Annotated in this window: 10 protein-coding genes; 9 read left to right on the forward strand and 1 reads right to left on the reverse strand. The window is 50.0% G+C overall.

The features are described 5' to 3' along the window. Window positions 1-16 precede the first annotated feature (16 nt). Window positions 17-688, forward strand: coding sequence for a DUF4230 domain-containing protein (locus AC812_RS10315; RefSeq protein WP_061915803.1), 672 nt, complete (start codon window positions 17-19; stop codon window positions 686-688). A gap of 11 nt (window positions 689-699) precedes the next feature. Here the strand turns inward: AC812_RS10315 and AC812_RS10320 are convergent, their stop codons facing one another. Next, window positions 700-1,527 (reverse strand): lipoate--protein ligase family protein, encoded by an 828-nt coding sequence (locus AC812_RS10320; protein WP_062158896.1) that lies wholly within the window; start codon window positions 1,525-1,527, stop codon window positions 700-702. A gap of 146 nt (window positions 1,528-1,673) precedes the next feature. Between AC812_RS10320 and AC812_RS10325 the strand changes: the two genes are divergently transcribed. The 8 genes from AC812_RS10325 (at window position 1,674) to AC812_RS10360 (ending at window position 15,413) form a co-directional block, all read left to right on the forward strand. Further along, complete coding sequence (locus AC812_RS10325) at window positions 1,674-2,897, forward strand: ROK family transcriptional regulator (protein WP_169787293.1); 1,224 nt, start codon at window positions 1,674-1,676, stop codon at window positions 2,895-2,897. Between the two features lie 137 nt (window positions 2,898-3,034). Next, on the forward strand, window positions 3,035-4,342 hold the full coding sequence (locus AC812_RS10330) for an extracellular solute-binding protein (protein WP_061915811.1): 1,308 nt from the start codon (window positions 3,035-3,037) through the stop codon (window positions 4,340-4,342). A gap of 89 nt (window positions 4,343-4,431) precedes the next feature. Continuing rightward, on the forward strand, window positions 4,432-5,652 hold the full coding sequence (locus AC812_RS10335) for an ABC transporter permease subunit (RefSeq protein WP_061915814.1): 1,221 nt from the start codon (window positions 4,432-4,434) through the stop codon (window positions 5,650-5,652). Continuing rightward, a complete protein-coding gene (locus AC812_RS10340; protein WP_061915817.1) occupies window positions 5,649-6,494 on the forward strand; it encodes a sugar ABC transporter permease in 846 nt (281 codons plus the stop codon). The genes AC812_RS10335 and AC812_RS10340 overlap by 4 nt, the downstream gene beginning before the upstream one ends. A 24-nt stretch (window positions 6,495-6,518) precedes the next feature. Then, the gene (locus AC812_RS10345) at window positions 6,519-8,297 is read left to right on the forward strand and encodes a glycoside hydrolase family 13 protein (RefSeq protein WP_169787294.1); all 1,779 of its coding nucleotides are present in this window, start codon (window positions 6,519-6,521) and stop codon (window positions 8,295-8,297) included. A gap of 11 nt (window positions 8,298-8,308) precedes the next feature. Then, window positions 8,309-10,060: an alpha-amylase family glycosyl hydrolase gene (locus AC812_RS10350; RefSeq protein ID WP_169787295.1), complete on the forward strand. Its 1,752-nt coding sequence runs from the start codon at window positions 8,309-8,311 to the stop codon at window positions 10,058-10,060. 30 nt (window positions 10,061-10,090) lie between these two features. Then, window positions 10,091-12,262, forward strand: a complete 2,172-nt coding sequence (locus AC812_RS10355; protein ID WP_061915826.1) for a two-component regulator propeller domain-containing protein — start codon at window positions 10,091-10,093, stop codon at window positions 12,260-12,262. Window positions 12,263-12,287: 25 nt separating this feature from the next. Beyond that, entirely contained in the window at window positions 12,288-15,413 is a 3,126-nt protein-coding gene (locus AC812_RS10360; RefSeq protein WP_061915829.1) for a glucodextranase DOMON-like domain-containing protein, read from the forward strand. Window positions 15,414-15,534: the final 121 nt, after the last annotated feature.

Below are 15,534 nucleotides of genomic sequence, written 5' to 3' on the forward strand. Positions count from 1 at the left end.
GGGTATCGGTGGTGAGATGAATTTCAATACTATTCTAAAAACGGTCTTGCTGGTGATTTTGTCGTTTGCTTTAATTTTTGCACTGGCTATTTTTGTGCTGGTATCGGTGGTGCGAAACACAACTCAACAGGCTTTACAACCCGTGGAGCAAGTCCGGGATGCCATTGCAACTCAATCAGCCTTACTATTTAACCCCACCCCTACCATTGTACCGGATCCTGTAACGATTATCTACGAAATTCGCTCGTTAGCCCGTCTGGAAACGGCGCAATACTCTATGGAAAAGATCATTACAGCTGAAACGGGACAAAATGACCTAGGTTTTTTGTTTGGGGATAAATTGCTATTCGTGGCGCATGGTAAAGTGATTGCCGGCGTGGACCTGGAAAAATTAAAACCCGAAGATTTATGGGTTCAAAATGGTATTTTGTACGTTCGTTTGCCAGAAGCTGAAATTTTTTTGACCACTCTCGACAATGACCTTTCGTATGTTTATGATCGGGAAACCGGGATATTACGCCGGGGGGAAATCCAATTAGAAACACTGGCGCGCCAGGCAGCTGTTCGTGAGATTGAAAAAAGCGCGCTGGCAGATGGTATTTTGAATTGGGCTCAATTAAACGCCGAGTCCTATCTCGGCCGGTTGTTCCGCAGTCTGGGTTACGCTGATGTGATCTTTATCAAGTAAGAGAAAGGGCATTAGATGCGCTCTGTCCATGAAGGATGAGCATATTTTTGAATAAATAAATCCTCTGCACATCTCAATTCATCGGGTTCTGGTTCGGTTTCCACAAATTCAATGTTCAGGATTCGCTCAAAGGCGGTTTTGAAAGCCGCTGCAGCCGTTTCCCAATCTAAGACTTTGCCGAGCACCATCTCAACCGTAGTGGCATGATCCAACAATCGCTGAGCAGCCTGTTGACGTTCGGTCTCAGATTCGAAGCGTAGGGCTTGTGTGATGCGGGTCAGGTCACCATATAAGGGCAAAGAGCCGTGCTGGAGGACTCCTTTGTAGCGGCGAGCCTGAGCGCTGCCGATTAATTTTTTACCGTTAACGGTGATTTCGTAATTGGATGGCACTTCAAAACAAACGGCTGCGTTTGGTTGGCTACCTTCGGGAAGCGGGTATTCTTTATCTGCCGTGGCGGGTAGGTCCAATAATCGCAAAGCCTCTACCAATGCCATTGAAAGGCGGCGGTAACTTTCCAGAATTGAGCCGACAACCCGAGGTTCAGTTTGGGGGGCAATGACCGCGTAAGTCAGTTCATCCGTGTGTAAAATTGCTCTACCTCCGGTAGGACGGCGTACCAGTTCCCAGCCGTTCTCGATCAAATTTTGAAAATCTACATCCTTGATGGGTTGTGCATAACCCAATGAAAGGCAGGGAGGCTCCCAGGCGTACAACCGTAAGGTTGGGGGAGATTTACCCTCAGCTGCAAACTGGAGCATGGCCTCATCCAGTGCCATATTCCAGGCGCCAGGGGCGGGTGTGGTTTTGATTAATCGCCAGATGGATGTTTGGAACATGAAGCAAATTATACTCGAAACGATTCCGACGTGATATAATGTTGTATATACATTATATTTCTGTATTCTCCCGCGATTGTTAAGTTACTTGACATTCTTTCGAATTTGGTTATAATCTTTACAAGATATAGGGAGAAATGCGCTCTTTGGACACGACTTTTTGGCAAGTTCCCAAAGCAAGTGTTAAAAATCTTAACAAGCACGCCGCGCTGGACTTAATCCGTTTCAGCCCAAGCGGAATTTCGAGAATAGAACTTTCGCGGGAGCTGGGATTAACCCGTGCGGCTGTTACCGCAATTGTTGGGGATTTGATCAAAGCCGGTCTGGTACGTGAAACGAACGGCCAATCCTCGCGTGGGCGACGTGCAATTGCTCTGGAAATCAACCCGCAAGGTGGGCTGGTGGTGGGAGTGGACATCGGGGCGACCCACGTAACTTTTGTATTGGCGGATTATCTTGCTCATGTAATTGATGAAATTGAAGCCTCGCTGGACATTTTTGAGGGGCCACAGGTTTGCCTGCCCTTTGTTGATCAAATGATGCGCTCGTGGCTGGAACAACTCGGCGTGAAATTGAGTCAAATTACGGCCATTGGTGTTGGGGTGCCCGGTCCGATTGTGACTGATGCTGGAATGGTCAGCGGCCCTCCCATTATGCCGGGGTGGGATCTCTTCCCGATTCGCGAGTGGTTGGAGAAGGCATGGGGATGTCCGGTGACGCTTGGGAATGATGCCGAGTTTGGTGCTTTGGGAGAATGGGCATTTGGAGCCGGCCGTGGGGTAGATAATCTGGTTTATATCAAAGTCGGCACCGGTATCGGGGCGGGATTGTTAATCGAGGGACAGATTTACCGCGGTACGACCGGATGTGCGGGTGAAATCGGTCACGTAACTATTGAGGAAGATGGACCTTTATGCACCTGTGGGAATCGCGGGTGTTTGGAGGCGCTAGCCGGCGGACGGGCTATTGCTCAGAAAGCGATTCGAGCCATCAAAGCCGGCACACGCACTACATTGAGTGAGCGCCCTTCCATAGAAACCATAAGTGCAATGGATGTGATCGCTGCAGCCCGCAAAGGGGATCATCTTTCCCAAAAGTTGGTTCAAGAAGCGGGTTATTACCTCGGAACTGCGCTGGCGAATTTGATTAACCTCTTTAATCCGACCAGGATTGTGATTGGCGGAGGGGTTGCTCAGGTCGGTGATTTACTGCTTGAACCGGTGCGTAAAGTGGCTAAACAACGCAGCCTCAAAGTTGCCTCGCAAGCAGTGACCATTACTTCTGCCGTGCTTGGCAGGCGCTCTTCTGCAATGGGCGCCGTTGCTCAGGCAATTTCATTGAGTTTACATCAACTGGCTGAAGCAAGTTAATTTTTGGAAAGGAGGTGATGTGCAGGATTTTCAGCTTCAATTGAAAGGATTAGTTACAACAGAAGAGAACACCCTTTTGAGAAGGGTTGCCCTCCAGCGGAGGGACTCGTAAATCCAAACTTTTTAGGAGGAAAGAGATGTTGAAAAAATTTATGCCCTTGATCGGCTTGTTGCTGATCGCCTCGTTTGTTCTGGCAGCCTGCCAACCTGCGGCTACCCCTGCTCCCACGACTGCTCCCGAACAGCCGACGACTGCCCCGGCGGAACCCACGTCTGCCCCGGCAGAACCCACTACACCTCCGACTGCGGAGCAAGTGACCATTACCATCTGGCATCAGTGGGACGGTAAATATCTGGAAGCCATTACCCAGGCTTTTAAGGATTACGAAGCCTCTCACCCGAATGTCAAAATTGACCTTTCTAAACCTGAGGATGTTGCCAATGCTCTGAACGTGGCGATCCCGGCTGGCGAAGGTCCGGACATTATCGGTTGGGCAAACGATAAAATCGGTGAACAGGCGTTGCAGGGCAACATCGTTGCGTTGAACGATTTCGGTATTGACAAGGCTTTCCTTGAGAGCATTTACACCGAATCTGGCATCAACGGTGTGACCTGGATGGATACGATCTGGGCGTTGCCTGAAACGATGGAAGGTATTGCACTGGTTGCCAATAAAGCATTGGTCACCGAAGAATACCTGCCCACCGATCCGTTTGCCTGGGATGACCTTCTGGCAAAGGCTGAAAAGTTCTACGCCGATAAGGGTATTCCGCTAATCTGCAACCAGGGGTTTGGTGCGGAAGATGCCTATCACATGTCGCCAATTTACTTTGGCTTTGGTGTGCCGGCTTATGTAGATGAAGACGGCAATGCCTACATGGATACTCCGGAAGCTTTGAAAGCGGCTGAATGGCTGGTTAAACTCAAAGCCGTATCGCTGGCTGAAAACAGCTACGATATCTGCAATGCTGCTTTGCAGGAAGGCAAGGTTGGCATGTGGTGGACCGGCCCGTGGGCAATTGCTGGCATCGAAGATGCTGGAATTGATTACACCATCGTGGCGATGGGGAAACCCTTTGTGGGTATCAAGACTCTCATGCTGAGCAAGAATGCGGTTGACCGCGGTAAAGCCGAGGTGGCCCTGGATGTGATGAAGTACTTCACCAGCGCCGAGGTTCAGAAGAAACTGGCTCTGATTAACAAGACCATCCCGGCTCAAAAAGCGGCCATCGACGATCCCGAAGTTGCTCAGCTGCCGGCAGTGGCTGGTTACGGTAAAGCCCTAGCCATCGGTGTGCCGATGTCGCCGTCGCCGTTCTCCTCTGCTCAATGGGGTCCGGTTGGCCGCGCATCTGCCGCTATCTGGACCGGCGCTCAGGATCCGCAGACTGCATTGAAAGAAGCCCAGGCTGCGATCTTGGAAGCCGTTGAAGGAATGAAGTAAATCGGTAACCAAAATGGGAGAGCCCTGATTATGGGGCTCTCCCTCTTCTTATCCTTCCCGTTCATGAAAACAGGAGAGAGGAGTCCGCTATGGTCACCTGGAAGGGAACACGCAAGAGCCTGACGATTTTTTTGTTTCTGTTTCCAACCATGTTGGGCATTCTGGTATTCAATGTTTACCCCATTGTTTTGAATACTTACATTTCGTTCACCAATCGGAACAAATTTCGCCCAAAACCAGATTGCGAAGTTTTCTTGACCGGTCTCCTCGATCCTCTTTGCTGGCCTCAATTCCGACAAAATGCTCAGGGGGGACTTGGATCGCCGTATCGTCTGGCAGATCCATTATTTGCCAATTATCAAGCCCTGCTGGGTAAATTGTTTTCAGCCGATGCTTTGATGGCGCTCGGCAAGATTTTGCTGGTCTTTGCACCATTGGTCGGAGCGGTGTATGTCAACCGGAGGTTTGACCGGGAAATTGACAGGCCAATTTCCAGCGGGATGGTGTGGCTGATTGCCGTCCTGCTGGTGGTTGGGTTGGCTTACGTGCTTTCGATCCGGGCTGCCTTTAATCAATTGATGTCCACGGGTCCGTTCATTGTGGTGGTGCTGCGAACCATTCTCTTTGTTGCCATTCGGGTGCCGTTGACTTTTGTGTTTGGTCTTGCCCTGGCATTGATTTTAAACGACACCCGCTTAAAGGGCAAAACTTTTTTCCGCGTGGCTTTGTTTGTACCGTGGGGAGCTTCATCCGTAGCAATATTAATGGCTCTGGTGTGGCAGTTTTTCTTCCGCCAGCAGGGTACCATCAATCAGCTGCTAGCCCAAATAGGAATTCAGGGGCCGATCTGGCTGCAAAACCCGGTCAGTGCGTTTGGGGTGGTGGTGCTGGCCGACCTGTGGTTCTCTTACCCTTTCTTCATGGTGGCTATTCTTGGTGCGCTACAATCTATTCCGGTTGAGTTGTATGAGGCAGCCGAAGTAGATGGGGCTAACTGGTGGGTTCAGTTACAGCGGATTACTTTGCCATTGATTCGTCCGGCGGTGCTTCCGGCAACCGTGCTGACCTCGATCACCGCATTTCAAATGTTTGGGACAGCGTATGCCATCACAGCAGGCGGGCCGCTAGCGGGCGCCGATACGCCTGGCGCAACCGAATTTGTGATGGTATATGCCTATCGCCAGATTTACCAGCTGCAAAATTACGGGCGTGCAACTGCCTTTGCGGTGTTGATTTTTATCATGCTCTTCCTTGCTACCCTGTATAGCTTGAGAATTACCCGCATTACGAAAGGAGCATATGAGTCATGATCAGGAAAACTCCGGTCGGTGTACGAATTTTGCAATATACCTTTCTGGTCATTGCGGTTATTTTTGCGCTTTACCCGGTTTGGTTTGCTCTGCTGGCTTCGGGGCGTTCAGGTGGGCGTCTGTATACCCTCAGCCTGCCGGGTATGTTCTTCCCGGTTGATTGGAGTTTTGAAAACTACCGGTTCATGCTATTTGAGCGACCTTACCTGACATGGCTTACCAATAGTTTCAAAGTTGCCAGTATTACTACAGTTGCCAGCCTGGTGGTGTGTACCTCAGCGGCGTTTGCCTTGTCGCGGTTTCGTTTCAAGGGACGGGAGTTTTTCCTGATTTTCCTGCTGGCGATTTCCACTTTTCCGGGGATCCTCTCGCTGGTGGCGATTGCTCAGGTGTTGACCGCTATTGGGCTGTTTGGCAAGCATTTGGGTTTGATTTTAGCCTTTACCTCGGCCACTCTCGTATTTTGTACCTGGAATCTCAAAGGATATTTCGATACCATTCCAATTGATTTGGAGGAGGCTGCCCAGATTGATGGAACCACGCCGGTGCAAGCCTTCTTCCTGATTGCCCTGCCGCTGGCACGCCCGGCACTCGCAGTGACTGCCATTCTCGCCTTTATGACCGGTTGGGGAGATTTCATTTTCTCATCCGTACTGGTACCTGCACCGGATACGGTTAAATTAGCCGTTCCGGCTTTGTACTCACTGGCCAACAGCGTATCAGTGCCTTGGGGTCAATTTGCGGCCGGTGCTGTGATTGTTGTCATTCCCACCGTTCTGGTTTATCTGGCTTTGAATCGATACTTTGAAGCTGGCTTGACGGTTGGTGGTGTAAAGGGTTAATCCTGAAATAAAACAGGGAATTTGGTGGACGATTTCATCTTTGGTACATTAGCAACCGAACAACTAAGACTGGAGCGGGTATATGGTCTCCGCGCGGGAATTAGTCATGCATTTCGCAGGTTTCCGCGTGATCCACTGCCGGCCCATGCAATTCAACTGGTGCTTTCAGCCGGCCCGGAATTCCCTGTGCGGCGGGGTTGGGTTTACTGGACCAGCGACGGCAGTGATCCACAAGGTAACTTTGGACATGCCTTGAATGGATTTGCTGCTCCGCTCCTTTTTACTCACACAGAATGGGATAATGTCCTGTGGGGATATATCAGTTATTACGAAGCGGTATTGCCCAGATTTCCGGCGGGGACTGTGGTGCGATATTGTTTTGGTTTAGAGGTAAGCGGGAAAGGGGAAGTGTTGTCGGATCATGGGCGGGTGTTTGCCTGCTACGTGGATGATGACCCCTTGCCTGACTGGACCAGGGATGCCATTGTCTATGAGGTCTTTGTGGACCGCTTTTCTCCGGCTAAGGGCGAGAACTGGAAGAAACCGAAAACCCCAGGTGGTTTTTTTGGCGGAACGCTGAGGGGAATCACCGATCATCTTGATTATCTGGCCGATTTAGGAGTCAACACGCTTTGGCTGACGCCTATCTTTCAAAGTCCCAGCCATCACGGGTATGATGCCACCGATTTTTTTGAGGTAGAAGCGCGGCTTGGCAGTAAAGATGATTTACGCGATCTTCTAACGGAAGCGCATCACAGGGGAATCAGGGTGTTACTGGACTTTGTTCCAAATCATGTTTCAAACCTGCATCCCTATTTTCAATCGGCAATTTCTGATCCGCAAAGTCCCTACCGCGAATGGTTCACCTTTCATCATTACCCGGATGACTACGAAACCTTTTTTGGGGTCAAGAGTCTTCCACAATTGAATCTCCGCTATCCGCCCGCTCGAGAGTATGTTTTGAATGCCGCCCGTTACTGGTTGGAATTTGGCGTAGATGGGTTTCGTGTAGATTACGCCATTGGGCCGGCAGCTGATTTTTGGGCTGATTTTCGCAAGGTGACCCGGCAGGTAAAGCCGGATTGTTGGACATTTGGGGAGATTGTGGATCCCTCCGATGTTCAATTGACATTTACCGGTCAGTTGGATGGGGCGCTGGATTTTATTCTGTTAGAGGGGTTGCGCCAGTCGCTTGCATTTGGGCGTTGGGATGGTCATAAACTGGCATCGTTTTTAGAGAGGCATCAGGCTTACTTCCCCGCAGACTTTTCCCGGCCATCTTTTCTGGATAATCACGACATGAATCGCTTCCTCTGGGCGGCCGGCAACGACCAGCGCCGTCTTAAATTGGCTGCTTTGTTACAATTCAGCCTTTCGGGTCCGCCAGTGATCTATTATGGTACAGAAGTCGGCTTATCTCAGAAGCGAGATGTGCGGCAGGACGGGCGCGGTGTACCGGAGGAATCGCGGCTGCCGATGCTGTGGGGAAAACAACAGAATACACAACTGTTGAACTATTACCGAAAATTGATTGAGGTAAGGAAAAATTTCCAGGCCTTCAGCAAAGGCAAGTTCAAGGTGCTGGATTGCAACGATTGGTTGGTTGTGCTGGAGCGGCAATACGAGCAGGAAACTTTGGCGGTGGTCATCAATCTTTCGTCAACCTCGCAAAATTATTCCCTTCCCGGTCAGTGGTTCATTCAGGTTCAAACTGACCAAAATTGTGAGCGAGTCCTTCAAGATCGAATCACGCACCTCGCCTTGCCAGCGCTAGGCGGTGTGATTTTGTCCAAAACCCGATGATTTCAAGGCGATTGAACAAACCTGTCTTTCTTCTTATCATCCTGACTCTGGTCAGCGCGTGTACAGCACCTCAATCCTCGCCGAATGGTAATGCGGTGCAGGTCAATGAGCCGGTACTTACCCTCACCCCTACCGATGTTGACGAATGGGGACAACCGCTGAATGCCCAGACGGTCAATGAGCCAGTCATTACCCTCACTCCTACCGATGTGGTTCAGGAAAATGGAGAATGGTGGAAAACGGCGGTTTTTTATCAGGTTTTTGTCCGCGGTTTTTACGACTCGAATGGGGATGGGATCGGTGATTTTCGTGGCTTAATTCAAAAACTGGATTACTTGAACGATGGAAATCCCGAAACGGCTACCGATTTAGGCGTTACTGCGCTTTGGTTAATGCCCATTCACCCTTCGCCGTCCTATCATGGATATGATGTGACCGATTATTACAATGTCAATCCCGATTATGGCACTATGGATGATTTTAGGGAGTTGATCGAGGCTGCCCACCAGCGCGGGATCAAAGTCATCATTGATCTGGTCATCAACCATACATCCACCCAGCACACATGGTTTAAACAGGCGCTAGAATCTGAATCTCCTTTCTATGATTACTATATCTGGCAGGATGAAAACCCCGGATATAGCGGGCCGCAAGGACAGGTAGTCTGGCATCGAGCGTCTAACGGAAAGTACTATTACGCGCTTTTCTGGGATCAAATGCCCGACCTGAATCTGAAAAATCCGGCAGTAAAAGAGGAAATTTACCAAATTGTTCGTTTCTGGCTGGAGGATGTAGGTGTAGATGGCTTTCGTCTGGATGCCGCCAAACATCTGATTGAAGAAGAAACCCAGCAGGAAAACACGGCTTTAACCCATGAATGGCTGGCCAATTTCTACGCTTATTACAAATCGCTCAAGCCCCAGGCGATAACTGTGGGGGAGGTCTGGGCGAACAGTTTTGAAGCAGTCCGTTATGTTCGCAATTCCGAAATGGATATGGTGTTCAATTTTGATCTGGCACGTTCCATTTTGAGTAATATCAATGATCGGGATGCGATTTCTTTGAGTAATACATTGACCTTCGAAACGCGTTTATTCCCAACCGGCAGCATGGGCGTCTTTTTGACCAATCACGATCAAGACCGAGTGATGACCGTCCTGATGAAGGATATTGATAAGGCGCGTCTTGCCGCAGCGGTATATTTGACCAGCCCAGGAGTGCCATTTATTTATTATGGGGAGGAAATCGGGCTGACCGGCCAGGGTGATCATCGTAATATCCGCACGCCGATGCATTGGTCATCGGAAAGGATGGCCGGCTTTACCAGCACTACTCCATGGATATTTCCGAAAATGGATTACCCCGAGAAAAATGTCCAGAAGCAATTGGAAGACCCCGAATCATTACTCAGGTTTTACATTAACCTGTTGAGGATACGAAACCAATCAGACGCGTTGCAAACCGGCCAGTTTATTCCGCTGTCCAGTTCTTCGCCTTCTATTCTAAGCTATGCCCGAGTCAGCCAGAACGATCAGATTTTGATCCTATTAAATTTGGGTGACCAGCCGCAAAATGGGGTGACCCTTCGGTCACCAGAAGGATTGAAGCCCGGGAGATATCGTTTGCAGCCGCTGGCAGGCCGACTGATTGATGCGATCGTTTCGGTAGAGCAGAATGGATCTTTGGATGATTTTGAGTTTCCGGAGACAATCGCGGCCGGGGATGTTTTGATTTATCAATTCATTCAGATTCCAGAGAGTTAAACGACTCCCTTCTAGTGGCAGCAGCTGCCTATGTTAGCCAAATTGCTTAACTTTCCTCTTCGTGCCCTTCCCAAGTGGTGGAAACGCCGGCACACGATTGCGGTGATTGTCTTGTTGTCCAGCCTGATCCATGCCTGGGCGGTCTGGCAGTTACCGCTAGACGCAGATGAACCGGTGTACATGCGAGCAGGCAGGGAGTACGCTCAGTTGATCCGGCAGGGGGATTGGAATGGAATCATCAACTACGATCAGAATAGAGAACACCCGCCTCTTATTAAATTGATGTACAGCCTGCCATTTTTATTGAGGGGCGAAAGTGTCAACCCGGATTTTGAATTTTACTTTAACCGTTCTATTAGTGCGTTTTTCGGCGTTTTGCAGGTTTTGATCCTGGCGCTTTTTGATCCTTTGGCGGCACTGCTGCTGACATTTCATTCCTATACCATTAAATACACCAGTCAGGTTTACCTGGAAGCCTTTCCCCTGTTCGCCTCTTTGCTGGCGGTTTTGTTATTCCGGCAGTATTTTGAAAGGGAATCGAAACCTGGAAATCCATTGCTTTTGTGGTTTTCAGCGGCAGCAATGGGCGCTGCGATTGCCGGAAAATATCCATACGCTATGATGATCATCCCGTTGGCATTTTTAATCGGCCAGTTCCGCCGCAAGATTGCTTGGCAGGAATTGATCCTTTGGGGCGGAATTGCTGCGGGAACCTTTTTTGCACTCAACCCCTATCTTTGGAATGAACCATTGCGCCGGGTGGTTGAAATTTTCAACTTTCACCGCCAGTATACCCAAGGGGGAGATGTACTGCAGGCTGGCTACCCGTGGTGGCAGCCAGTAATCTGGGTGGCCACTGCTTTGCCATGGCATCCACGGGTCTTCTTTTTTCTCACTCTGGACGAGTTTATTTTCTGGGCAGGGATAGTCGGGCTTTATTTTTACGGACGAAAAGAACCATGGCTGACGGGGTGGTTTGTTGTCCAATTTGTAATTTTACTGGTCTACCCAACCAAATGGCCGCAATATTCTTTGATTGTCATTCCAGCGCTATGTATGAGTGGATCGGGGTTTTTAAGGTCGGCCTATACCTGGATTATGGAGCAGGAGCAATATTGGGACTATCTGGAAGAAATGCTGCCTAAACCGCCCAAAGTGTTCTGGTGGTTGATCATTGCTTTCACAGGGTTCATCGTGATTGGTAAAGTCACTTATGAGTATGACCGGGCTTTATTGCGGGGCGGATGGCAGCACTTGATGGCACAAACAGCTCCGTTGCCTTCCAACACCATTTATAATTTGCATTTGCGAGCCAACGGGGACATGATGATTGCAACAGATCAAGGGGCGGCCCTGTGGCATGTGAGTGAGGGTTCGCCATGGGGAGAGGATAGCCGGGTGTATAACCGTCAAAACTCCGGTATTGGGGATGATCGGGTGCGGGTGGTTTACGAAGACCGCAAGGGAAATTTATGGTTTGGGACGGAAAGTGGTTTAAGTTGCCTGTGCGATGGAAATTGGGAACAAATCCTGGATGCGGGTAAGTATGGTAGAGAAGTGAAGGTGCGCTCCCTGGTAGAGGACGAGAAGGGTCATCTTTGGATTGGGACACTGAACGGACTTTTTGAGTGGGACGGAAGACAATTGATTTCGTATAGCCAGAATTTTTTTGCGTTGCCTGACCCCTTCATTTTTTCCCTTGCGCATCAAATGTTCCAGGGAGAAGAATATCTCTGGCTTGGAACACAAAAAGGAGTCACTCGACTGGCACTTTCCACCCTTACGATGGATAGTTGGGATTTTTCTTCACGTGATTTAGGATGGGGAGGGGTATCTCATCTGATGATCGATTCTCAAAATCGGGTATGGATTGCCACCATCGGCGGCGGGATAGCCCGGTGGGATGAGAAGGACTGGATTTTCTACCGATTGGGTACCTCTTTATTGCCCACCAGTGTGGTTAATAATATGATCGAGCAACCCGGAAAAGGGTTCTGGCTCGGTCATGGTTTCCCGACCGAACCGGGTGGGTTGGTCAGCCGGTTCGATGGGGTAGATCAGTGGACGATTTATCGCGAGAATAATTCCGGCTTCAACGGAGGCGAACCGCTGGCATTTGCGTTCGACCCCTTCGGCAGGCTGTGGATTGGTACGGCTTTAAGTGGCGTGCAAATTTATGATCCTGCGTTAGCAAAACGATAATTCTTGATGTAAGGAGGATGAGAAGATGAAAATTTACCATCGTATTCTGCTCATTTTTATGGTGCTGGTTCTGGTAATTTCGGCTTGTCAGACTCAGCCCGTTACGCCGGTTGCCCCAACGCAGCCGGTGATTGTTGGTACTCCTGCGGTTGAAGAACCCACTCCCACACCAGAATTGCAAGCAACAGAAGATGTGCTTTACCTCAATCTGATGTGGCATCAACACCAGCCGCTCTACTACAAGGATGAAAATGGAGTATATACTCGACCGTGGGTTCGGGTTCATGCTACCAAAGATTATTATGACATGGCCTATCTGGTCTCGCAGTACCCGAATGTGCATGTCACTTTTAACCTCACCCCTGTCCTGTTGCGCCAGCTGGAAGATTTCGTCAACAACGGGGCAAAGGACCTTTACTGGGTGATGACCGAGAAAGCTGCAAACCAGTTAACGGAGGATGAAAAACGCTTTATTCTTCAGCGATTTTTTGATGCCAATTGGGACAAGTTGATCGGTCGCTACCCGCGTTATAAAGAATTATTGCAAAAGCGCGGAGGAACCGATCCAGAAGCAATTCAAAATGCTTTGAATACCTTTACGGAACAGGATTTCCGCGACCTGCAAATCTGGTGGAATCTAGTGTGGTTTGATCCGATGTTCCTCAATCAACCACCCTTGAAGGATTTAGTTGAGAAAGGGGAAAATTTTACTGAAGAGGATAAGGTGATTGTCTTTCAAGAAGTGCGGCGGGTGATGGCGGAAATCATCCCTCTTCACCGGCAATTGCAGGAAGCCGGACAAATCGAAGTCACCACCACCCCTTACGCTCATCCGATTTTACCGTTGCTGATTGATACCAATTTGCAAGCAAAAGGCAACCCCGGTTCGGATTTGCCCCAAAAGTTTTCTTATCCACAAGATGCCTTGACTCACTTGCAGCGCAGTGTTGCCCTGTATGAAGACAATTTTGGCCAACCGCCGCGTGGACTTTGGCCGGGTGAGGGAGCAGTGGCGCAAATCATGGTGCCGTTCGTTTTGCGGGCCGGTTACTCTTGGATGGCAACAGGTGAACCCGTACTCGCAAAATCGCTAGGGCTGGATGGTTTCACCCGTGATAGTAAAGAAACCGTCAATCAGCCGGATGAACTCTACCGTCCCTATTACGTGACCAATCAGGCTGGTGATAAACTGGCGGTTTTCTTCCGCGATGGCGTCCTCTCGGACAAAATTGGCTTTACTTACTCGGGCGTTTCAGGAACGGCAGCAGCCAAGGATCTAATCCAGAGATTGGAGAATATCCGTGCAAAGTTGAAAGAGCAAAATGCCGAGGGGCCGCATGTTGTTTCAATTATTCTCGATGGAGAAAATGCCTGGGAGTATTACGATAATGACGGCATTGAATTTCTCAGCACTTTTTACCAACTGCTGTCTGAAAGCAAAACCATTCGGACGATTACTCCCAGTGAATACATTCAAAAATTCCCCGACCAGCGGGTGATCCAAGACCTGTTCCCAGGAGCGTGGTTCAGCCCGAATTACGATACCTGGATTGGCGAAGCGGAAGAGAATACCGCATGGGAATACCTGCGGCAAACCCGAGAAGTACTGGCAAAATATGACATTTCCAAAGTTCGTCAGGCACCTGTGGAAAAAGTTGAAACCGCCCTGGATTATATGCTGCTTGCCGAAGGTTCGGATTGGTTCTGGTGGTATGGGGCTGACCAGGACTCGGGTCAGGATGAATATTTTGATCTCGGCTTTCGTGAACTGTTACGCAAAGTATTTGAAACCCTTGATGAGCCGGTGCCGACGTTTGTTGATGTGCCGATCATTCAGGCACGCCCGGTGAGCGCCGAAACTCCTCTACAAGGTCTTTCCTCACCGGTCATTGATGGTGCTGTTGGGGCAGAGGAGTGGGACAAGGCAGCCTACTACCCAGGTGGTGAAAATACTGTAATCGCAGGATTTGCTTATGCAATGGATGCCAATAACCTTTACCTTCGGGTTGATGCGGCAAGCGGCGGGGCTATGGCTCGCACTCTTGAAACGCCGGTGGTCATTTATTTACAGGATCGCCGCACCAAATCCAGTTACCCGTATACCCTATCTGAACCACCCGGTTTACTTGGTATGGCAGCCAGTTATGCCTTGGTCTGGGATGGCGGCGGGAATCTGACCCTTTACAAAGCAAGCGCGGAAAACTGGGTTGAGGGTGAATCCATAGGAGAAGCCGCTTCGAGCGCAGGCATCCTGGAGATTTCTTTGCCACTCACTCTGCTGGGTGAGTTTGAAACCGGTGATGAATACCGCTTTTTCATTGGGGTTGGTCCGAGTCAGTCCGTTTTCCCCCAAAAAGGACCTGCGCAATTTGTCATTCCGGATTTGGGCCTTTCAACGGTCTTGTTCGAGGTGGAGGATCCAGAAGGGGATGATTACGGCCCGGGCACTTACACATACCCCACCGATGCGGTCTTTCAGAATAAAGCATTTGACCTTAAATCCTTCCGGGTGTCCTATGATGATAACAATTTAATATTCCGGATCGGTTTTTACGGACCGATTCCAAATCCGTGGGGCTCTCCAAATGGTCTGGCCATTCAAACCGTTGATATCTACATTGATCAAGACCCCGGCAATGGGACGGGTGCGCGTTTGTTGTTGCCCGGCCGAAATGCGGCTCTATCTCGCGGCAATGGATGGGAATATGCTCTCTGGCTGGAGGGGTGGACGCCGCAGGTGCTGATTCCGAAGAGTGATACTCTCGAACCGGTGCAGGCCAGCGAAATAAATATGAAGATCCTGGTTGATCCTGCTGCGCGGACGGTGACGGTGCGTGTTCCGCGCGCCGCGCTGGGGAGTGGGGATCCCTCCACATGGGGATTCGTCGTTACAGTCCTGGGACAGGAAGGATACCCCTCCGCTGGGGTGTGGAGAGTGCGGGATGTTGAGCAAAAATCAGCCCAATGGCGGTTTGGCGGGGCACCCAGCGATGGGCGGCGCAATCATACCCGCATCATTGACCTGATCTGGCCGGCTGACAGCCAGACCAGTCAGGAGGTGATGTTGAGCAGTACCTATTCGCCCAGTCAGGCCGATCCCGGCACTTTAACCGCTGATGACTTTGCACAGGTCGAGCTGCTCAGGCCGTAAAGTTTTTTGGATCGTTTAGCGGTTCTGCAAGGGCTTTGGTCAGTCAAAGCCCTTGCAGATTTGCAGGCGGTATTCAAGGAAACCCCACAACCAATTTTTTTCGGTTGTAAATCAAGGTGGT

The organism is Bellilinea caldifistulae (genome assembly GCF_001306055.1).
Lineage (GTDB): Bacteria > Chloroflexota > Anaerolineae > Anaerolineales > Anaerolineaceae > Bellilinea > Bellilinea caldifistulae.

Bases quoted from the DNA above. Each gene is read 5' to 3' on its own strand.
- AC812_RS10315 (WP_061915803.1), top strand. From the start codon at position 17: ATGAATTTCAATACTATTCTAAAAACGGTCTTGCTGGTGATTTTGTCG.
- AC812_RS10320 (WP_062158896.1), bottom strand. From the start codon at position 1,527: ATGTTCCAAACATCCATCTGGCGATTAATCAAAACCACACCCGCCCCT.
- AC812_RS10330 (WP_061915811.1), top strand. From the start codon at position 3,035: ATGTTGAAAAAATTTATGCCCTTGATCGGCTTGTTGCTGATCGCCTCG.
- AC812_RS10335 (WP_061915814.1), top strand. From the start codon at position 4,432: ATGGTCACCTGGAAGGGAACACGCAAGAGCCTGACGATTTTTTTGTTT.
- AC812_RS10340 (WP_061915817.1), top strand. From the start codon at position 5,649: ATGATCAGGAAAACTCCGGTCGGTGTACGAATTTTGCAATATACCTTT.
- AC812_RS10355 (WP_061915826.1), top strand. From the start codon at position 10,091: ATGTTAGCCAAATTGCTTAACTTTCCTCTTCGTGCCCTTCCCAAGTGG.
- AC812_RS10360 (WP_061915829.1), top strand. From the start codon at position 12,288: ATGAAAATTTACCATCGTATTCTGCTCATTTTTATGGTGCTGGTTCTG.